The organism is Acinetobacter sp. H1(2024) (assembly GCF_046557555.1).
In the GTDB taxonomy this organism is placed as follows: Bacteria; Pseudomonadota; Gammaproteobacteria; order Pseudomonadales; family Moraxellaceae; genus Acinetobacter; species Acinetobacter seifertii.
Genome location: NZ_JBKGFO010000001.1, coordinates 307,384 through 327,863, shown reverse-complemented (window position 1 = coordinate 327,863; position 20,480 = coordinate 307,384). Strand labels below are relative to the sequence as shown.

The window sequence follows — 20,480 nt, the reverse complement described above, 5'->3', positions numbered from 1 at the left end:
TTGAACCGCGATTAAGCATTCCTCTCTATCCGTTTTTTCCAGATCTTTATCCACTTTGTGCAGTTTTGATTTTTTAATCGGATTCTTTTGAAGAAAAAGTAGAGATTTAAATTTGTATGTGTTTTAACCTATTAAAGTTCCCTATAATGTTAAGCAGCATAAAAATGAAACTTTGTGAACTAAGTCTATGAAAGAACAAAACTTAAAATTACAAATTAGAATTCTTTTAGAGCAAAATATTGCATTTGGTCCGGGTAAGGCAGACTTACTTGAAGCAATTGAGAGAACGGGTTCAATCTCACAGGCAGCAAAATCTATGAATATGAGCTACCGCCGTGCATGGCAGTTGGTCGACACCATGAATCAATGCTTCGAAACAGCTTTAGTGGAAACACAAACGGGTGGAACACATGGTGGTGGGGCAGCCGTCACAGCTTTGGGCCACAAAGTCTTAAAGCATTACCGCCAAATGGAAATCAATGCTCGACAAGCCTTAGAGCGTGATTATCAAATCATGAGTAATTATTTAAAAGGTTAAGATAAAAGATTGCATAACGATGAAATCTTTTAATTTGGTATAGCTTTTGCTTAATATCACGTGCATGCTGCAAAAGCACTAATACATTCCAGTCATCAATAGTTAACGAATTATGCTTTTCATAATCTTTATGTAGCGCTATATTTTTGAGTATATATCGCTGCAAAAAACACAAAAAAGGTAACAATAATGGTGAGTAATACAAAGATAAAAAAATTAGCTTTAGCCTGTTCAGTCCTCAGCATTGGATTGGTTTTTAATATCTCAGCCAAGGCTGAATCAGTTACTGTTTATGCAGCAGCAAGCTTAACGAATGCAATTAACGATTTAGAAAAAATTTACGAAAAACAGAATAAAGTAGAAGTTAAAACTTCATATGCAGGCTCATCGACCTTAGCTAAGCAAATTGAAGCAGGTGCGCCCGCAGATATTTTTATTTCAGCAGATACACAGTGGATGGATTATCTACAAAACAAAAAACAAGTTGCAGCAAATGGCCGTATAAATTTATTAGGTAACCGTTTGGTTTTAATTACACCTAAAGGAAGACCATTAAATATAAAATTAGATAAAACCACTGATCCCAATAAAGTCTTTACTGGAAAGATTTGTACAGGAGATACCAAAAGTGTGCCTGTAGGCAAATATGCTAAACAAGCTTTTACTAACCTAGGTTGGTGGAGCCGTATTGAGCCAAAGTTAGTTGAAACAGAAGATGTTCGAGCGGCATTAAATTTTGTTGCGCGTGGTGAATGTCAGGTGGGTATTGTCTATGCAACCGATGCTGCGATTAGTAAAGATGTAACAGTAGCTGGCGTATTTCCAGAAAATACGCATTCGCCAATTACTTATCCTGTAGGAATGGTTAAAAAGAATCCAAACTCAACAAAGTTCTATCAATTTTTGCAAAGCAACCAAGCCAAAGCTGTCTTTAAAAAATATGGCTTTAGTGTGCTCACCCCAGATAAACCATGATGTTCTCTTTAACCCCAGAAGAACTCAGCGTTCTGCAACTTTCTTGTAAGGTTGCAGCAAGTTGTCTTGTGGTCAGCATTATTCCTGCAATTTGTGTGGGATGGTTTTTGGCACGTAAAGAGTTCTGGGGTAAGTCATTTATTGAAACATTGGTGTTTTTACCTTTAGTGCTACCGCCAGTGGTTCCTGGTTATTTGCTTTTACAAGTTTTTGGGAGCCGCGGTGTTGTTGGGCAATATTTGGCGCCACTCGGAATTGATTTTGCATTTAACTGGAAAGGTGCCGTTCTGGCATCAGCAGTAATGGGTTTTCCGCTATTGGTTCAATCTATTCGTCTAGCGATTGAACTGGTCGATCAACGTTTAGAAATGGCAGCAAAGACACTAGGTGCCTCATCTTTAGGGGCATTTTTTCATGTCACGATGCCGCTTGCCAGCAGTGGTATTTTAATTGGTGCTATTTTATGTTTTTGCCGCAGTTTAGGTGAGTTTGGAGCCACTATTACTTTTGTAGGTAATATTTCAAATGAAACACGTACTTTGCCTTTGGCCATGTATAGCTTAATGCAACAACCCGATACCGAGGCCGCTATTCAAAGGCTAATTATTTTATCGTTAAGCGTGGCTTTTTTAGCGCTATGGTTTGCACAGTGGTTTCATCGTTATCAAAAGAAGCGCTTAGGGCGGTAAGATTATGTTGATAGATTGCCGTTTTCAGCTACAGATGGGTCAATTTCATATTGAAGCTAGTTTCCAGTCAGATGCTACTGTTATTGGGCTATTTGGTGCCTCTGGGTCAGGTAAAACATCGATTTTACATGCCATTGCAGGGCTGAACACACCGCGTAGTGGACTCATTAAAATACAGGGCCAAACATGGTTTGATTCAAATCAAAACATTAATTTGAGCACACAAAAGCGGCATGTTGGATTGGTTTTTCAAGATGCTCAACTTTTTCCGCATAAAACGGTAAAGCAAAACTTATTATTTGGTCTTAAGCACCTATCCCAACAAGAACGTCACTTTGAAGCAGATTACATTATTGAATTATTAAAGTTAGGGCATTTATTACAACGTATGCCTATCAAACTTTCAGGTGGGGAAAAGCAGCGCGTGGCACTGGGTCGAGCATTATTATATTCACCTAAGCTGTTATTGCTTGATGAGCCTTTATCGGCACTAGATGCGAATCATAAAGCTGAAATTATTCCTTTTTTTCAGAAAGTAAAACAGGAAATAAAAATTCCAATGATTTATGTGAGTCATGATATTCAAGAAATTAAACAACTGACCGAAACAATGTGGGTTTTATAATTTTTCATATTTCACACATTATTTCAGCCATGTTGATTTATGGTTGTTAGCTAGCCCATAAACTGCCCGTTGGAGCAGATTTTCGACGATCTTGAGCTTGCTGATAAAAACGCCAGAAAGCAAAAGCAAAAATGATAGCTAAGAAATCAACCACTAAGATTTCTCCGCCATGTATCCATAAGCCACTTTGAGGAATGAAGTAGGCTAAAAGGGATGTAAGCGGAATCGCAAATAACACCAAAACCAAGGTTAACAGCAGTTGTGGTAAAGCTTTTGCATAGCCAATCACAAAGGTATAAATCAAACTCAGTAGGAAAATCACATAATAACCATACATAAAGAGGTGATTCATGCTTTCAATGTTAAGCGCTGCGAAAAGCCAACGACTGGCCAACATTGTACCTACGACAGCTAAAACACACCCTAAACATGCACCTATCGTTAAGTTCGCAAGAAACACTACATCTTTACGTTGAACAGGAACAGGATCTTCAGCACGCTTTTGTTTACGTGCGCGGGTTTCAACCCAAAGAATGTTACCTGTATAAAACAAGAAAGCGCCACCTACACCTAACACAAAATAAATCCAGCGTACGCCCGTACCACCAAAACTTCCAAAATGTAGACTAAACATGGCGTTGATTAACTTATTCCCAGCATCAGTCTGTGTGTTAATGCCTTTATGATTAAAGTGCTCAACTGCATATGGATTCATACGCATAAAGTCATGATTTGCACCGCGCAACATCTGATCTGAACTATACAGGGCAATACGTGCATTGGCTTTTTCCGGTTTGTCTAGGCCACTGAACTGGATATAGTCAACTGAATATTCAGGCGCTACTTTTTTAGCTTGAGCTAATATTTGCTGCACATCAATGTGCGTTTGTTTAGGTTGAATAAGCGCAGGGGGAGAACGCTGAAAAACTGGCTGTCCTTTGAGGGCAAGTTGTCCAATCGCATCATAAAAAAAGTCATGAAAAGCAAAGACAATAACGCTAATACTAATAATGATGTGGAACGGTAAGCTCGTAATTCCAATCACGTTATGCACATCTAACCAAAAGCGCTTTTTATTTTTACCGGGCCGAATGGCAAAGTAATCCTTTACCAAAGTTGGTAAAAGAATAATCACTCCTGAAAGTAAAGCAAGAAAATATAAAATTGAAACCACGCCCATCACATAGAGACCTAAACCGTGATGGCCGACCATGCCCGGTATGCCTGCTGTTTCATGCAACTGTTCGATTAGCCAGCCTGCTTTAGATAAGTTTTCTTGAGCAACGATTAATTGACCTTTATTATCTAAGCTTGCCATCCACGTAGACTGAGCAGCATTAAAGCCATCTCCACGTTCATGCTCGCTCCACGTAATGGGTGCATAGTGAAATTCATTGGACGATAAATTGAGTGTGAAGTTCTTTTGTGCAGCAGGATAGGCAGTCTGTACTTTTTGAATGAGTTCATTATATTGATCGGGTGAGACTTTCGGTAATACTTGCTGTGTTGGCGTAGCCCACATACTAATATGGTGCTGAAACATGCTGAGCCCACCAGCAAAGAAACAGATAAAAAGCAAAATACCTGCACATACACCCACCCAAGTATGCATATTTTTTGCTAATTTCATGATGTCTGAACGTACTTTCATATTTAACCCCGTAAGACAAAAATACAGCTATACGCTAGGGCATTCGCAATGAATAAATAGATAAGCGCTTTTCGTCCAGTCGTAAAAAAATAACTGCCAAACATAATAGGCATCCAAAACCAAGGAACACTCCACATACCTACTTGCACCAATAAATCCATGGCAACATAAGATTGGCCCAATAAAACAATTAAATTACCAATAGCGATAGAAAGACTTAGACCAAAAACGCCACCAGCAAAAGTTTTACTCCACCAGTCTGGCTGGATCGGAGACTGAATTTTAGCTTTCATGAAACCAGTTTCCGTTTAAAAAGCGCCATAAAAGGAAGAAACGACCACGCAAAAATGATGAGCATGAACCAGCAAAAAGCGGCAACCACTTTCGGTAAGCTTGCAAAGAGCGCAATAAATCCAATGCCTAATAGCACTAGACCCAAATACTTAAAGAAAGTAGGAAGATGTTGAGATAACAGATTTTGGTTGCTATGACTACAATAGATACTGACCGCTCCCAACAGGGTCAAAAAAAGTCCTATAAGTTTCATAATCGATGTTTATAAGTAAATTAAAGTCAAAATTTACCCAACAGTATAAGTAAATAATAATTATTATCAAATGATAAATATAATTATTTATATGTTCGTGGTGAGTAAGTTAAGATAGGAGGTAACTCATTAAAAATATTTATTTTGAAGTCGAATACATTGAGCAATTATCTATACATTCCTGAACAAATCAGTAAATCAATTTATGAAATCTCGAGTCCTATTTTTCTTACATCACAGCTATTTTGTTATGGGCTAGATTTATCGCAAACAACGCATTTGCATATAGACCAACGATTAGAGCATCCCCTAAAAATTGCTCAAGCGCGTGTCGAACGTCAAAATGAGTACTTATGTGGCAGGGTCTTAGCTCAGGCTGTTTTAAATCATCATTTCGGTCTAGATCAGTCAATAACTTCTATGCACGAACATTTGCCCATCTGGCCAACTCATGTTTTGGGGAGCATTAGTCATTCACAAAATAAGTTAATTGTTGCGCTATCTAGCAATGCGGTTTATTTGGGAATTGATATTGAGCACTGGGTGACCTCAGAATTTGCTCAAGAGAGTGCACATCTAATCTTAACGCCATGTGAGCTTGAATTATGGAAAAATAAAGCCTGTGAGTGTTTTGGTTTTGATTTTGCCCATTATGTGAGCTTAATTTTTTCTATAAAAGAAAGTCTATATAAAGCGGTTTATCCCACTGCAAAGCAATATATCGATTTCTTAGAAGCATCTATAGTTGATATTAATTTTGAAAATAAAACATTAACGCTAACTTTTTTGCCAGAAATTCAGCAAGGCTATCAACTCTTAGAATGCTATGACGGTGGCTGGGCCGTAGAGCAAGACCATATTATGACTTGGGTTTTTCAGGCACGAAATTTTGCTTAAAGCAAAAGAAGGCAACGAATTGCCTTCTTTTTATTTAGAGATTAATTTTCTTGTAATTTAGGATCTTGGAATCCTGTTTCACGCATATCTTGAGAGTTGAATAGGAACATAAATCCTACTGCAAAGCTTAGTATGCCAAAGAAGAGGATACTTCCTGATATTGGTAAAAACCGAGTTAAAAGACCTAAAGTTGTAGTGGCAATCGAATCGCCTAACGCATCTTGTGCGAGCCAGATGGCGTTAATCCGCCCTAGATATTCATCAGGCGTATGTCCTTGCACAATGCTGTATTGAAGCAAGTTGGCAATCGACATCAAATATCCAAACACACATAAAATTGGTAAAGTCACGATGAGCCAAGGTGAAAGCCCAATCATAATCATACAACCAAAAACACCTAAACACGTATAGAGCATAACTAAGCCGGGTCTGAGTAACCGTGTTGTCCATCCACTGAGTAAGGCACCTAAAGTTGAGCCTAAAGGCACGGCCGAATACATAAGTCCGAGTTCAAATGCGCCGCCGTGAAAAATTTCATCTGCCATTTGCGGAAAAATAATACGAATAGCACTGCTAAAACTCAGCAATGTTCCAATTAAAATGGTGCTACCGACCACTTTATTTTTAAAAACAAATTTAAATCCTTGAGCTAATTGGCGAAGAGGACTTTCACCATTTGATGCATGTTGTGGTTTAAGCGCAGGTAGCCCCATCAATAAAAATACAGTAAGTAAAGTACCTAACGTTGAGACCCAATATACGGTTGCAACACCGCTAGCAGCAATTAAAATACCGCCGATTGCTGGTGAAATAACAGTTGCAAGCCGTACAGATACCATACTGATCGCACGGGCTTGTACAATATTTTCACGGCCTACAATCACAGGCATAATCGCCATCATTGCAGTTACACCCAGTGCACCAAAGAAACCATCCCATGCTGATAGAAAATAAATCGCATAGAGTGAAGGGTACTCAAACATGGCGTTGATGGCGAGGCCTGCAAAGCCTAAACCACAGACACCACGTGCTAATAAAATCAGCCATTTTCGATCTTTGCGATCTGACAGCAAACCACCAAGTAACAAGCCAATAAACATGGCTATGCCTTCAAAAGCCATTGCGACGGCAACGTTAAGCGAGTTACCCGTAATCTCATAGACCTGTTTTGGAATAGCCACGACCAACATGCCAATGGTTAATAATGACAATGTGCGGGCAATAAATACATGCCTGAAATGGGCATTACGTTTTAAAAGACTAAAATCGGTCAATATAGATTTGAAGCTCATGGCGTGTGCTCCTCTAAACCGCGCGCCTGACAAATCATGCGGTTTAAAATCGGGCCAAGTGTTTCAAGCTGCTGCGGAGACAATATATCGGTATGGTCCGCTTCACTCAGTCGAACAATATTGAGTTTTTTAACTAAAGGCGACCATTGTTGTTCTGGTTGGATATACGGCAGCAGGTCTTTTTCAGCAACAACTAAGTGTAGTTCACCATTAAAGTTTGGCATTTTATAAGGTTTTAATAAACGGACGGCATCACGATAGTTTGCAAAAATATCCTCTTGTAAACGGCGAGTTTCTTCACTTAATGCCGTATCTGCATCGGCTAAAATATCATTGAAGAATTGAAGCTGCTCTTGTTCGGCTTCTGCATTCATTTCCTCTACCGACAAATCTAACCACTGATGAATTTCAGCAGGGTAAGTGTCTAATAAGCCTAGATAATCAACTTTTTCACCTTGTTCAGTGAGCTTTGCTGCAACTGCATAAGCCACAGTGCCGCCAAGCGAATAACCTAATAAAGTATAAGGTCCAGTTGGTTGTTGCTTGCGAATAATCTCAAGTTGTTTTTCAACCAGTTTGTCCATGTCATTGCTATTTGCCAATAGGCCATCTGGTCGAGGAGACTGCAAACCGATAATTGGTAAATCAGGATGTAGATAACGGTTCAATACCGTATATTGCCATGCGGAACCAGAACCTGGGTAAAAACAGAACAATGGATGCCCAGAGCCAGAACGGATGGGTAAAACAGGTTGCATGCCAGTTTGTTCAACTTCTGCCAAACGTTCTTGTGTAAGCAGTAAAGCCGATAAACGTTGAATCGTGACATGACTCATCAATTGACCTATTGGAATGGTCCGCTTAAATACTTTTCGGATCTCAATTGCAAGCCTCATCACCAAAATGGAATGCCCACCAATCGCAAAGAAATCTTCGTTCACACCAATATTTTGATCCGTATTTAAAACTTGTTGGAAAATACGTGTCAGTTCGTGTTCAAAAGCAGTGGTGGCGTACTGTTTTTCTGTATTTGTAGGATTAATTTTTGGTTGGGGCAGCGCTTTACGATCTAGCTTCCCATTATGACTTAATGGGAATTTCTCAACTAGCACATAGTGTGTAGGCACCATATAAGTTGGAAGCTGTTTCGCCAATTGTTTCTTTAGCTGCTCAATGTCCACAGGTGCTGTTGTTTGCAAGTAAGCAACTAACTGAACATCAGCTTTATTTTGTTCAGAAGAAATAGGGTGTACAACCACATCAAGACCGCTGAGTAAGCGTAATTGTTGTTCAATTTCACCCAGTTCAATACGTTGCCCACGTATCTTTAATTGGTCGTCAGCACGTCCCACATATTGAATACTTCCGTCTGCATGCCAACGGGCAATATCACCAGTGCGGTACATGCGTTGACCTGCTGCGAATGGATTTGCCACAAAACGTGTTGCTGTTAAGTCCGCTCGATGCAAATAACCCATGGCCAGTTGATGGCCTGCTAAATAAAGCTCACCATCTACTCCAACAGGAACGGGGCGTAAGTATTGATCCAAGATATAAAGCTGGGTATTCCAGACTGGATAGCCAATTGCAACGCTACTTTCTTCTGGATGTAGTCCCAGTGTTGCATCCATATAACTCACATCTACTGCAGCTTCCGTTGGGCCATATAAGTTATGCAATTCACAGTTAAAGTGCTCTGTAAATGATTTTGCTAAAGCCGTTGGTAAGGCCTCACCACTACAGAACACTCGGCGGATTGCCAAACTTTGGCGCTGAGCAGATGACAAAATTTCGGTAGCAGCATTTTCAAAAACAACCAACATTGAAGGTACAAAATGTAATGTTGTTACCTGATATTTTTGAATGAGGGTTAACAATGCCAATGGATCACGGTGTGCATCCACAGGTGCCATAACCAATCGTGCACCCACTAAATATGACCAGAAAAACTCCCATACCGAAACATCAAAAGTACATGGCGTTTTTTGCAAAATCGTATCGGTTGCTGACAGTGGATACTCTGATTGCATCCATAAAATACGGTTCACAATGGCTTGGTGAGAAACCATGACGCCTTTTGGCTGACCTGTTGTACCCGATGTATAGATTAAATATGCCGGATGCTGTGGGGTAATAACTGTCGTTTTATAGCTGCTTAAATCAACCTTTGTTTCATCAAACAATTCATTAAAAGCAAAGGTAGCTATTGATTGAGGGGCAATAGCAGCTAGATCTTTTTGTTCACCAATCACAAGTTTAGATTTGGCATCCTGCAACATAAATTTGATGCGTTCAGACGGATGTTGTAAATCAATAGGTAAATAAGCTGCACCTGCTTCAATCACCGCTAAAATAGCAATACTGAGTTTGATTGATCTTGGCAGGGCAACGGCAACTATGTCTCCAGCCTGCACGCCCATTTTTTGCAATTGCTGAGCTAAAGCACAAACTTGAAAACGTACGTCACTAAAACTGAGCTGATGATGTTCATCACATAACGCCGTTTGTTCAGGCGTAATTCGAGCTTGTTCTCTGAGTAATTGCTGTAATGTTGTTGGACGAACTTCATATTGAGTTTGATTCGTTTTCTGGATTAAATCGCGTTCTTCGGCCAGTTGTAAGCGATAGTGAGCTAGAGATGTCTCTGGTTCATTTAATGCAATTTCAATCAATTGAACCATTCGCTCAAGGAAATGCTCAGGCTGATCAATTACACCACGCTGTTCGAGCAACAGCTCAATTTGATGATCAGGGATGACCAGTAACGCAAGTGGATAGTGACTATAACCGCGATTTGTGAGCTTTGAAATTGCAGCATTACCAAGTTTTTGCTGTAAATATTGGCTATCTGGGTAGTTTTCTACAACTAATAAACTATCAAAAAGATTGCCTTGAGCTATTAATTGTTGAATACCGTGTAGGCCTAAACCATCATGTTCTAAATGTTCAACATGCAATTGCTGTAAATGAGGTAATTGTTCCCAAAGTGATTGCTGCATGTTGAGCTTCACACGCACTGGAATCGTATTTAAAAACAATCCGATTTGCTGTTCTAAACCATTAATAGGTGCTGAACGCCCAGAAACAGGTGTACCAAACACAATATCTTCACGATGAGCATAAATATTTAAAGTCATTGCCCAAATCATTTGCATGAAGACATTGAGCGTGATGCCTTGCTGGCGTAATTTGTGTTGAAGTTTCGCACCCAACTCAGCACTTAAACGATATGAAGTTTCCTGTACAACTTGCTGTGCTTGATTAAATAAAATAAGTGGCTGTAAATCTGCTAAATCACGTTGCCAAATTACTTTTGATGTTTCATGGTCACGTCCAGATAAAGCTTTAATCACTGTTTCATAACTATGTTCAAGCACTGGCAGTTGTTGGTTAGTCTGCTGATAAGCCTTAATAAAGTCTTGTAAAAACAGCGGAGTTGACCAACCATCAGTTAACAGATGATGCACTATAATCAATAATTCTGACTGTTCTGGAGCATGTTGAATTAAGGTTGCCCGAATTAAGCCATAGGGTTGGTCGAGGTGAATCGGTTGCTGCAATGCTTCTTGAATGGTTTGCTCAAGCAAATCGGGAGTGACCGAACAAAACTGAACTGGCCAAGCTCGAGTAGGATGTAATGAATAGATAAAAACAGGTTCTTCAGCTAATTCACTATCAAAATGCCCACCTAATTGAGGGTGACGTTTTAATACGGTAATCAACGCTTGCTGTAAACGTACCGGGTCAATGTCTCCATTTAAACTAAGACGAGTAAAGGCATTATAGTTCGATTGATTTTCTACTTGAGATAAGAACAGCATGCCTTTTTGCAAAGGAAGCAAAGGTAAAATCGTGCTGTTTTTTCCATATTTTTCTTGAACTTTTTGCTCTAGGTCTACTGAAAATAACGGTTTTGAAACGGCCGCTTGTTGTTCATCTAAACGGGTGAGTTGCGGTGCCATAGCGGCGACTGTTTTAAATTGGAATACATCACTTGGTCTTAAGCCGTAACCACGTTGGCGTAATTGAGTACAAAGCATAATGGCCGAAATACTATCGCCACCTGCCATAAAGAAGTCATCATCAATCCCAATTGCGTCAAGCTTAAGAACAGATGCGGTAATTTGACATAAAAGTTGTTGTTCAGACGTTTCGGCCATTCGGCTATGGGTACGAATTTGAGGCTTTGGCAGTGCTTTTTTATCGACTTTGCCACTTACATTTCGTGGAAATTCGGACATAACCGTTAGGGCAGAAGGCACCATATATTCAGGTAAGTTTTGACGTAACTGACTTAAATATTGCTGACTTAATTGCTCACTGGTTTTTTCATCGAGTTCAATATCTTTGACCACACAATAACCGAGTAAACGATGACTATTATTAATCGGTTCTGCAATCACGACTGCACTTTCAACATTGGCTAAAATCGAAAGTGCATTTTCAACTTCACCAATTTCAACTCGATAACCACGAATTTTAATCTGGTCATCACAGCGCCCCATAAATTCAAGTTTACCCGCGCTATTCCAGCGGACTAAATCACCTGTGCGGTACATGCGCTGTCCATGTTCAAATGGATTTGCTACAAAACGGGCAGCACTTAAGTCAGCTCGACCTAAATAACCATTGGCGATCCCAAAGCCAGAAATATAAAGTTCACCAATCACGCCTGTTGGGCATCGTTGCAAGTGGCGATCTAGTACATAGGCCTGTGTATTACCAATCGGGTTACCAATGACAGGGCGAGCTGTCTGTTTTAATTCTGCTCGGAAAGTATCAACCGTATATTCTGTTGGGCCATATAAGTTATGAGCAAAAAGCGCTGGCTGAGCATTCAGCTGTTGCCATAAAGCTAAAGGTGCAGCTTCACCACCAATCAAAATAAGACTTGGGTGATGCTGATTTTCAGCAAATAAACCATTCGTCATCATTTGCGCACAAAAAGATGGCGGTAAATCAAGTGTATCGATTTGTCGTTGCTGAATTTCTTGCACTAAACCAAATGCATCTCGACGCATGTTTTCATCAAAAATATGTAGCTCTTGGCCCCAGAGCATCCAGAAAACTTGTAGCCAAGATGAGTCAAATGAGAAAGAGTGTGTATGTGCTGCACGTAACGGACGCTCAGGGAAACGCTCATTTACAGCTTCTAATACAGGCCAGTAAATGGTTGGTTTATGTGACAAAATGAGGTTGAGTAAAGAACCATGTGTGTTCATTACCCCTTTAGGACGGCCCGTACTTCCCGAGGTAAAAATTACATAAGCGACGTCTTGGAAATTAAATTTACGATTTTCGGCAGGAATATCACTCGCATCTTGCTTTCGAATTTGCGTTTGAACGTCTTCATGATCAAGATATAGCTGTTGAATATTTTTAGGTAATTGCTGTGCGAGAGTTTGGGTGGTTAATACAAATAATGGATTGACATCTTCACACATCATTTGCATACGATCGATTGGATAATCTAAATCGAGAGGCAAGAAACTCGCACCAGAATTGAGTACAGATAACATCACCACAACTGAATCAATCGAACGAGGAATAGCGCCAGCAATGACAGTTTGCTTTTTGGCTCCATTTTCTTGTAAAAAACGAGTGAGTTGATTCACTTGTACTGCAAGCTCAGCAAAACTCAGATGCACAAGGTTTGGACGTTCGCCACTCACGATTGCCGTACGTTCGGGATACTTTTTAACTTGTTCATAAAAAATATCTAGAACATTATTATATTGTTCAGGGTGACTAACACGCGGACCAATACCACTTTGGGTCAGGGCAGCAAGTTCTTGCTGTGGCGTAATATTAAAACTTTTCCATTGTTGTTCTGGTTGAATCAGCGCTTGTTCAAGCAATAGAGTTAAACGTTGGCCATGCATAAAGAGCTCATCTTGTGTATAGCGCTCTGCATCTGCACGAAGTTCTATAATCAGCTCTTGGTCTTGAACAATAAAAGAAAACTCAAAATCATCAATTGGTCCTGTAGAAATGTGGTGTGTTTTGACCTTTTCACCATCTAACACTAAATCTTGGTCAAAAGCTTTATAGTTCAAAATAGGGCCGTACATTCGTTCATGAATGTCGATACTATTTAAATCTCTTAAAATCTGTTCAGCATAATATTTTTGATGTGGACGTATCTGTTGCAGCTGAGTTTGTACATGCAGCGCTGAGCTCATCCAACTGTCTTTTTCACTCACACTGAACTTTACCGGTAATACATTTACTGCGGGTAAAGTCGAGCGAATTGCTTTTGAACCTAAACGGCGCATAAATGGAATACCGACAACCAATTCTGCTTTGTCGGTCATTTTGTAAATATATTGTAATGACAATGACATCATAATGTCATTCAAACCAACTTTAAGATTTGAAGCAATCTGTTGTATCAAGGCTAAAATTCCTGAAGAAAAACGAAGGTGATGCTTAACAAATCGTGCTGTTGTTTTTGCTGCCAAGTGATGAGTACTTAAAGTGACAGGACTCGGTAAATCTTGGCAATATGACTTCCAGAAAGCTTGGTCTATTTTAAATTGATGGCTATTTTCATAAGCCTGACGTTCTTGAATAACATGTCGAACTTCAATAAAAGGCGAAGGACTAAGATCTTTTCCTGATTGTAATTGCTGGTATAAATCAACAATACGTTTAGTCAGGTTAATCATGCTAAAACCATCAAGCATGATGTGATGATAACGCTGATACCAATACACTTTGTCATGCGTCGTAAATAACACCTGACGGTATAAGTGATTATCGGTTTCTTTAAGTGATTTTGCGCATAACCGATCTGTTGGCATCCAATCCCATAAACGTTGCTGAGCTTTTTTAGGTGTTAAATGACAAAAATTAAATTCTTCTATTTTTATTTGAACTTGATTGTTAAGCTCAATAAACGGTTGAGACGCGTCAGATGAATATGAAGCAATGACCGTATCGGCTTCATTTAAACCAATTTGAATGGCTTGTTTAAATAATGAAAGATCAACCGATTTAGGAAGTTCAAGACAGTGAGCAATGGTATATAGATCATTAATAGAACTTAAATGATCGGCAAGAAATATCCCCAATTGTGTAGAAGTAAGCTCAAAGCGTGTTGGCCCAGAAAGCTCTTGAGTAAATTCATTATGTAATGCTTGATTCATGACTGTTCTCCATTACGCTTGTTGAAAAGGATTAATGGTTAACCAATGCTTTTCTACATATGTAATACATGAAGCCCGCGTATCTGGTCCATGCTGAATATCCCACCCCGATGGCACCTGATGTTGAGCAGGCCATAAACTGAACTCACCTTGCTGATTTTTTAGAACTTGAAAAGATAAACTTTCGTTATCAAATGGATTGATATAATTTTCCTGTAAGTTACTCATGATATTGTTATCCTTGATGAAACAAATGGTTATAGTGAAAGTGTTTGTTGCAATGCCTTAAGCAAGTCAGTACGCCAATTCACAGCATCATGTCCGCCCGGAAAAGTCTGAAAACTCACTTGATTGAATGATTGCAATTGTTGATAAAGCTGAAGGGCATCGTCCCGCATATCGGTTTCATACGTGCCGGCACTGATATAAATTTGAGTTGTTTTTGATAATTGATCAGATAAGTTTTGAAGCAGTTCTAAAAAATTACCTTTGTGTTTTCGCCCTAAAATACTGTTTGAAAAATCTGACCACCAATAAGATCCAGATTGCAAAATTAGTGAAGTAAAAATGGTCGGAAACAGCAAAGCGCTATGTAAAGCACATAAACCACCTAGACTTTGACCACATAACGTAATGTCGGTTTTAGAAATAAACGAATATTCTTTTAGGAGTATTTCAATGAGTTCTTCAACCAACGCCTGACTAAATGCATCATGGCAGCCATAATCTTGTTGGCGTTGTTGACTATTTAAACTATGAACAAAAACATAAACTGCTGGACGAATCTTATTTGAATCAGTCAAATGTTGAATTTCGGGCAGAATTGAAAGCTCTCGACTCCAGATTTGGCCATCAAGCAATATAACGAGTGGCAAGTCTTCTTGAGTTGATTGATGACTAATAAAAATATCGACCAAATAGTCCTGTTGGCATAAACGACTTGACCATTGAAATGTCTTTGTAATTGGGCAATCGTCTATGAAAGCTTTTGTGTTTTCGAGTTGAATTTGATTGATGTATCGGGCCAGATGTCCCGTATAAAACTCATGTTGATTAAATGAGTCAATTTGAGCATTTTGTTTAAGCTCCTTTTGCCACCATAAGCGGCGTGTTGCCGAACAATCTGTTTCTGGCGCTTCTTCAATAGTGGTCACTACAACATAACTACCAGTCCAAGCTAAGGGCAGCTCTATTTCAAAGAAGTACACATCTGTCCCAGCTATACGGCTAAAACGATTCCACTTTTGATAGATAGAAGGGCTTTGTGAATAAATATCAATATAGACAAAGATACTTTCTTTAGGCTCAGGACTACGCCAAACAAAGGTACATAGCGCTTTATTTTTTTGTAGGTTAACTAGCGGACTACCTATTTTTTTAACGGTATTCCACCAGACCTCACTCCCAACATTGAGTTGTTGAAATAGGGGATGTAAGGGATGAGAAAATGGCTTCATTTTGAGTCCATCTCGACAAGAAAGCGCGGTCAAATTAACAAAATGATTATCATTAGTAAATGGAAACAATTATCATTATAATCAATAAAAAAAGACGGGTTTTATTAAATTTATTAAAAATCAATGAAATAAGTTGGTTTCTTGGTTAATAAATAACTTGATTTAGATTGTAATCTTATGTTTGATATTTATCGCACTTGATAATAATGATAATTATTTGCAATTATGTGGCGGAATTTACTATTCGAGTCAAACTGGAGTAAAACATGAGCTCTACCATCGTAGTCACTGGTGCTGCAAGAGGTATTGGAGCTGCTATTGCAAAAAAATTATTGCAGCAAGGGTATCAAGTGATTGGTATTGACCAACAGGAAAACCCAGAACAATGGGAAATCATTCAAAAGCTAGAAAACTATGAAATATCACGTTGGCAAGGAATTTCACAAGACATTACACAGCAACAAACTACTCAAAATTTGATTGCGGAGCTTTTGGAAAAGCACAACATTACAGGCTTAGTAAATGCAGCGGGCGTATTAATTATGCGGTCTATGCTTGAGGCAAAAACAGAAGACTGGCAAACACTTTTTGCTGTAAATGTCATGGCACCCATTGCGATTAGTCAACAACTTGCTAAACATTTTTGTGAAAAAAAGCAGGGAAGCATTGTCACGATTAGCTCGAACAGTTCACGTATGCCACGTATACAACTTGGCATGTATGCGACCAGTAAAGCTGCACTGAGCCATTACTGCCGTAATCTTGCACTTGAAATCGCACCTCACCAAGTCAGGCTCAATATTGTTTCACCAGGCTCTACGCTCACTCAAATGCAGCAGCAGCTTTGGACAGATAATTCACCTCCACCTGCTGTTATTGATGGTGACTTAAACCAGTACCGTACTGGTATTCCACTTAGAAAACTTGCTCAGCCTGAAGATATTGCTAATACCGTTAGCTTTTTACTTTCAGACCAAGCAGCACAAATTACTATGCAAGAAATTGTGGTCGATGGGGGAGCCACATTAGGCGTTTAAATATTAATTCATCACAACAAAATAATTTTATAAGGAGTTGCGAGATGTCGGTACAGCATCCGTATTTTATCCAACGAGAAAATTTTACAGAAAGCAGAATTACACTCGCAAAAGAAGTTTTAAATTGCACTGATAACGCTGGTTTTATATTTACGACTCCTGAATACATCATATCGAGTCATCAAAAACTTAAAGATATTGAGGTTACAAAAGACACTCAGCTAAAAGAGTGGCTAAACGAAGCCCGTCTACAATTACAACAAGCAATTGCAGATGGTTATAGCGATGCCAAGGTTATGGGTGGGTTGCCATTTAGTTCATCGGCAGATGTCAATTTAATGCTGATGCAAGATGCCAAGGTTTACCAGAAAGCTTTATTTTCACAAACCGATATTAATCTTGATGACTTAATCTTAAAGCAGGCCGATTATTTACCTTCAGGTGAACACTATAAACAGCAGGTTGAATATTTAGTACAACAAATGCGGGCACAAAAGCTAGATAAAGCAGTACTTGCTCGTATTTTACAACTTGAATTTGAAGAGAATCTTCCAGTCTCAGATGTATTTTATAACTTGGCCAAGCATAATCCTGAAGGATATAACTATGCAGTCGCAAGACACCCTCAAAGCGAAGGTTGGTTTGTTGGTGCAAGTCCTGAACTATTAATTGCAAAGCAAAATAATAAAATCTGGAGTAAACCTGTTGCGGGCACATTAGCACGCGATGATGATCCGATTGTTGACCAAAATAATGCAAGAGCTTTACTAGCTTCACAAAAAGATCAACATGAGCATGCTCTTGTCATCGAAATGATTGCTGATGAACTCACACCTTTCTGCAAGCAACTGCATGTGCCCAAACAGCCTTCACTTATTCGCACCAAACGTCTTTGGCACTTGGCCTCACACATTACGGGTGAGCTTAAGCAAGCCGATACTCATGTTTTTGACTTAATTGAACGTCTACATCCGACACCTGCAATTTGTGGTGAGCCAAGCTTTGTAGCAAAAAATTTGATTCATCAACTTGAACCATTTAACCGTGAACTATTCGCTGGAACCATGGGTTGGGCCGATGCCGAAGGTAACGGTGAATGGTCGGTGACTGTTCGCTGTGCTCGTATTTATCAAAATATTGCCCGTTTATTTGCCGGTGCCGGAATTGTGGAAGCCTCACGTCCACAAGCTGAACATGCCGAAACTGCTGCAAAGTTCCGTACTGTACTTGATGGCTTGCACATTTCACCAGACCAATTACCACGATAAGGAATAAATAAATGACAACTAAGAATTATTTAGTTGGCGCTGTGCCATATCCAGCTGAATTTGCTGAGGTTTACCGTAAAAAAGGTTATTGGCTTGGACAAAACTTGAGTGATTTCTTGCGTGAAAGTGCTCAAAAGTATGCGAAAAATATTGCAATTTATGATGGTGATAAAGCTGGTAGCTATGAAGAATTTGATAGCTTAGTTGACTGTTGTGCAAGCCATTTATATCAATATGGCTTACGTGCGGGCGATAAAGCCGTCGTACAAATGCCAAACCGCTATCAGTTCTATATTCTATTTTTTGCACTGATTCGATTAGGTGCTTTACCTATCATGTCTTTACCTGCCCATCGATATGCCGAACTCAGTAGCTTTTTTAAACAGACGCAAGCTAAAGCTTATTTCTGTGCAGATTTTGGTGCACAAAAATTTGATTATCGAGAACTTGCCACAAAACTTCAGCAAACTGCAGCTTGCTTAGAGTATGTATTTGTACTTGGAGATGCTGGTAATTTTGTTGCTATCGAAAACCTATTAAAAGAAACAGAAATTCTAGCGGAAGCAATCTCGCCAACTACAGCAGATCAAGTGGCTTTTTTACAACTTTCAGGTGGAAGTACCGGTGTTCCTAAACTGATTCCACGTACTCATGATGATTATCTCTACAGTGTGCGTGAAAGTGCCAAAATTTGCGAACTCAATCAGACTTCACGTTTACTGATGGTTTTACCTGCGGCACATAACTTTTCAATGAGCTCGGCTGGTTCTTTAGGCATTTTTTATGCTGGTGGCGCGGTGGTTTTAGGTACAGATCCAAGCCCTGAAACTGCATTTCCACTTATTAAAAAACACGGTGTGACAGATGCTTGTTTAGTTCCTGCATTGGTTCGACCGTGGATGGACAAAGCAACCAAAGATCAAGATCCAATATTATCGACTCTACGTTGTTTACAAGTCGGAGGCGCGCGTTTACCCGATGCTGTTGCCTTACGTTTAATTGATGAGTTTAAGGTTAATTTGCAACAAGTCTTTGGAATGGCTGAAGGCCTTGTGAACTACACGCGTTTTGGCATGTCAAAAGAACAAATTATTCATACCCAAGGTTTAAAAATCTCGCCAGATGATGAAATTTTAGTACTAGATGATCATGACCAACCCGTAGAAGCTGGACAAGTAGGGCATTTGCTCGCTCGTGGCCCCTATACCATTCGTGGCTATTACCAAGCGTCAGAGCACAACGCTCGTTCTTTTACACCAGATGGTTTTTATCGTACAGGCGACCTAGTTCGTATTCGTGAAGATGGCTGCATTGTTGTGGAAGGACGTTCGAAAGAACAAATCAATCGTGCTGGTGAAAAAATTGCGACTGAAGAAGTGGAACAAGCTTTATTAACTCATCCACAAATTCGCCTTGCAGCACTGGTTGCTATGCCTGATGAGATTATGGGTGAAAAAAGCTGTGCCTTTATTGCATGGCAATCACAAACCAATGATCCAAGTCCAATTCGCCTTGCTATGTCAGTTCGTCAGCATCTTAAAGACTACGGTCTTGCTACCTACAAAATTCCCGATCGAGTGGAATTTATCGAACAGTTTCCATATACAGCCTTTGGAAAAATCGACAAAAAAAGATTACGTCAACAACTTGAAACTAAAACCAATGTTCTTGCTTAAAGATAAAAAAGGAAAAATTTGATGAGTATTCCCAAAATTACCAGTTACAGCATGCCTCAAGCCCATGAGTTTACCCCTAATAAAACCCATTGGCAGTTACATACTAATCGCGCCGTTTTATTAGTGCACGATATGCAGCAGTATTTTTTAGATTTTTATGACCAAACTCAAGCACCTATTCCAGAGCTTATTAAAAATACTAAAGAACTGATTGAAACTGCCCGTAAGTTTAATATCCCTGTGGTCTATACCGCACAACCTGGTAATCAGACACCTGAACATCGCCAGTTATTAACTGATTTTTGGGGAACTGGTCTAAAAGATGACCCGTATATTACTCAGATTTTGCCGGAAATATCGCCCCAGAAAAATGATACCGTTTTAACAAAATGGCGTTATAGCGCATTTAAATTTTCACCACTTGAACAACTCATGCGCGAGTCAGGTCGTGATCAACTTATTATTTGTGGTGTTTATGCCCATATTGGCTGCCTCATGAGTGCCGCAGAAGCATTTATGCTCAACATACAACCATTTTTATGTGGTGATGCACTCGCTGACTTTAGCCGTGAAGAACACGACATGGCATTAAAATATGCAAGTACACGTTGTGCTCAAGTCATGACAACTCAACAAGTGACTCGCGCTTGGACACTTGAACAAGCAGCCTCGCCATTAAC

At 39.5% G+C, this 20,480-nt stretch carries 14 protein-coding genes and 1 pseudogene; 9 read left to right on the top strand and 6 right to left on the bottom strand.

Annotated elements, in window-relative coordinates; translation table 11 throughout:
• Window positions 1-187 precede the first annotated feature (187 nt).
• The 4 genes from ACLCEG_RS01520 to modC all read left to right on the top strand — a co-directional run bounded on the left by ACLCEG_RS01520 (window position 188) and on the right by modC (window position 2,827).
• Window positions 188-538, top strand: a complete 351-nt coding sequence (locus ACLCEG_RS01520) for a winged helix-turn-helix domain-containing protein (protein ID WP_004708820.1) — start codon at window positions 188-190, stop codon at window positions 536-538.
• Between the two features lie 189 nt (window positions 539-727).
• Window positions 728-1,513, top strand: a complete 786-nt coding sequence (gene modA / locus ACLCEG_RS01515; protein ID WP_410565259.1) for a molybdate ABC transporter substrate-binding protein — start codon at window positions 728-730, stop codon at window positions 1,511-1,513.
• Window positions 1,510-2,202, top strand: a complete 693-nt coding sequence (modB, locus tag ACLCEG_RS01510; RefSeq protein ID WP_410565256.1) for a molybdate ABC transporter permease subunit — start codon at window positions 1,510-1,512, stop codon at window positions 2,200-2,202. Before modA ends, modB begins: the two co-directional genes overlap by 4 nt.
• A 4-nt stretch (window positions 2,203-2,206) precedes the next feature.
• Window positions 2,207-2,827 (top strand): molybdenum ABC transporter ATP-binding protein, encoded by a 621-nt coding sequence (modC, locus tag ACLCEG_RS01505; RefSeq protein ID WP_410565254.1) that lies wholly within the window; start codon window positions 2,207-2,209, stop codon window positions 2,825-2,827.
• Window positions 2,828-2,873: 46 nt separating this feature from the next.
• Here the strand turns inward: modC and ACLCEG_RS01500 are convergent, their stop codons facing one another.
• Entirely contained in the window at window positions 2,874-4,478 is a 1,605-nt protein-coding gene (locus tag ACLCEG_RS01500) for a PepSY-associated TM helix domain-containing protein (RefSeq protein ID WP_410565252.1), read from the bottom strand.
• Window positions 4,479-4,480: 2 nt separating this feature from the next.
• Window positions 4,481-4,771: a hypothetical protein gene (locus ACLCEG_RS01495; protein ID WP_046812789.1), complete on the bottom strand. Its 291-nt coding sequence runs from the start codon at window positions 4,769-4,771 to the stop codon at window positions 4,481-4,483.
• Between the two features lie 413 nt (window positions 4,772-5,184).
• Here ACLCEG_RS01495 and ACLCEG_RS01490 point away from each other — a divergent pair, with 413 nt between their 5' ends.
• Window positions 5,185-5,922 carry a 4'-phosphopantetheinyl transferase family protein gene (locus tag ACLCEG_RS01490; protein ID WP_410565250.1) on the top strand — a complete coding sequence of 246 codons (738 nt, stop codon included), beginning with the start codon at window positions 5,185-5,187 and terminating at the stop codon, window positions 5,920-5,922.
• Window positions 5,923-5,963: 41 nt separating this feature from the next.
• On the opposite strand, the gene entS is transcribed toward ACLCEG_RS01490, so the two are convergent.
• The 4 genes from entS to fes are packed head-to-tail and all read right to left on the bottom strand — an operon-like array spanning window position 5,964 to window position 15,819.
• Window positions 5,964-7,214 carry an enterobactin transporter EntS gene (gene entS, locus ACLCEG_RS01485; RefSeq protein WP_410565247.1) on the bottom strand — a complete coding sequence of 417 codons (1,251 nt, stop codon included), beginning with the start codon at window positions 7,212-7,214 and terminating at the stop codon, window positions 5,964-5,966.
• Window positions 7,211-14,362 carry an amino acid adenylation domain-containing protein gene (locus ACLCEG_RS01480; protein WP_410565244.1) on the bottom strand — a complete coding sequence of 2,384 codons (7,152 nt, stop codon included), beginning with the start codon at window positions 14,360-14,362 and terminating at the stop codon, window positions 7,211-7,213. Before ACLCEG_RS01480 ends, entS begins: the two co-directional genes overlap by 4 nt.
• Before the next feature lie 12 nt (window positions 14,363-14,374).
• Entirely contained in the window at window positions 14,375-14,590 is a 216-nt protein-coding gene (locus ACLCEG_RS01475; protein WP_410565242.1) for an MbtH family protein, read from the bottom strand.
• A gap of 29 nt (window positions 14,591-14,619) precedes the next feature.
• Window positions 14,620-15,819, bottom strand: a complete 1,200-nt coding sequence (gene fes, locus ACLCEG_RS01470) for an enterochelin esterase (protein WP_410565240.1) — start codon at window positions 15,817-15,819, stop codon at window positions 14,620-14,622.
• A 266-nt stretch (window positions 15,820-16,085) separates the two neighbouring features.
• Between fes and ACLCEG_RS01465 the strand changes: the two genes are divergently transcribed.
• From ACLCEG_RS01465 to ACLCEG_RS01450, 4 genes and pseudogenes are all read left to right on the top strand, one after another.
• Window positions 16,086-16,856, top strand: coding sequence for an SDR family oxidoreductase (locus ACLCEG_RS01465; RefSeq protein WP_046812794.1), 771 nt, complete (start codon window positions 16,086-16,088; stop codon window positions 16,854-16,856).
• Between the two features lie 44 nt (window positions 16,857-16,900).
• On the top strand, window positions 16,901-18,124 hold the full coding sequence (locus ACLCEG_RS01460; RefSeq protein ID WP_410565238.1) for an isochorismate synthase MenF: 1,224 nt from the start codon (window positions 16,901-16,903) through the stop codon (window positions 18,122-18,124).
• Between the two features lie 11 nt (window positions 18,125-18,135).
• Entirely contained in the window at window positions 18,136-19,800 is a 1,665-nt protein-coding gene (locus tag ACLCEG_RS01455; RefSeq protein WP_410565236.1) for a (2,3-dihydroxybenzoyl)adenylate synthase, read from the top strand.
• 21 nt (window positions 19,801-19,821) lie between these two features.
• Window positions 19,822-20,472, top strand: a pseudogene (locus ACLCEG_RS01450) (isochorismatase family protein); the annotation flags it as partial.
• Window positions 20,473-20,480: the final 8 nt, after the last annotated feature.

Coding starts and splice junctions, on each gene's coding strand:
- modC (WP_410565254.1), top strand. CDS start 2,207: ATGTTGATAGATTGCCGTTTTCAGCTACAGATGGGTCAATTTCATATT.
- ACLCEG_RS01480 (WP_410565244.1), bottom strand. CDS start 14,362: ATGAATCAAGCATTACATAATGAATTTACTCAAGAGCTTTCTGGGCCA.
- ACLCEG_RS01465 (WP_046812794.1), top strand. CDS start 16,086: ATGAGCTCTACCATCGTAGTCACTGGTGCTGCAAGAGGTATTGGAGCT.
- ACLCEG_RS01475 (WP_410565242.1), bottom strand. CDS start 14,590: ATGAGTAACTTACAGGAAAATTATATCAATCCATTTGATAACGAAAGT.
- ACLCEG_RS01455 (WP_410565236.1), top strand. CDS start 18,136: ATGACAACTAAGAATTATTTAGTTGGCGCTGTGCCATATCCAGCTGAA.
- ACLCEG_RS01495 (WP_046812789.1), bottom strand. CDS start 4,771: ATGAAAGCTAAAATTCAGTCTCCGATCCAGCCAGACTGGTGGAGTAAA.
- modA (WP_410565259.1), top strand. CDS start 728: ATGGTGAGTAATACAAAGATAAAAAAATTAGCTTTAGCCTGTTCAGTC.
- fes (WP_410565240.1), bottom strand. CDS start 15,819: ATGAAGCCATTTTCTCATCCCTTACATCCCCTATTTCAACAACTCAAT.
- ACLCEG_RS01460 (WP_410565238.1), top strand. CDS start 16,901: ATGTCGGTACAGCATCCGTATTTTATCCAACGAGAAAATTTTACAGAA.
- ACLCEG_RS01500 (WP_410565252.1), bottom strand. CDS start 4,478: ATGAAAGTACGTTCAGACATCATGAAATTAGCAAAAAATATGCATACT.
- entS (WP_410565247.1), bottom strand. CDS start 7,214: ATGAGCTTCAAATCTATATTGACCGATTTTAGTCTTTTAAAACGTAAT.
- modB (WP_410565256.1), top strand. CDS start 1,510: ATGATGTTCTCTTTAACCCCAGAAGAACTCAGCGTTCTGCAACTTTCT.
- ACLCEG_RS01520 (WP_004708820.1), top strand. CDS start 188: ATGAAAGAACAAAACTTAAAATTACAAATTAGAATTCTTTTAGAGCAA.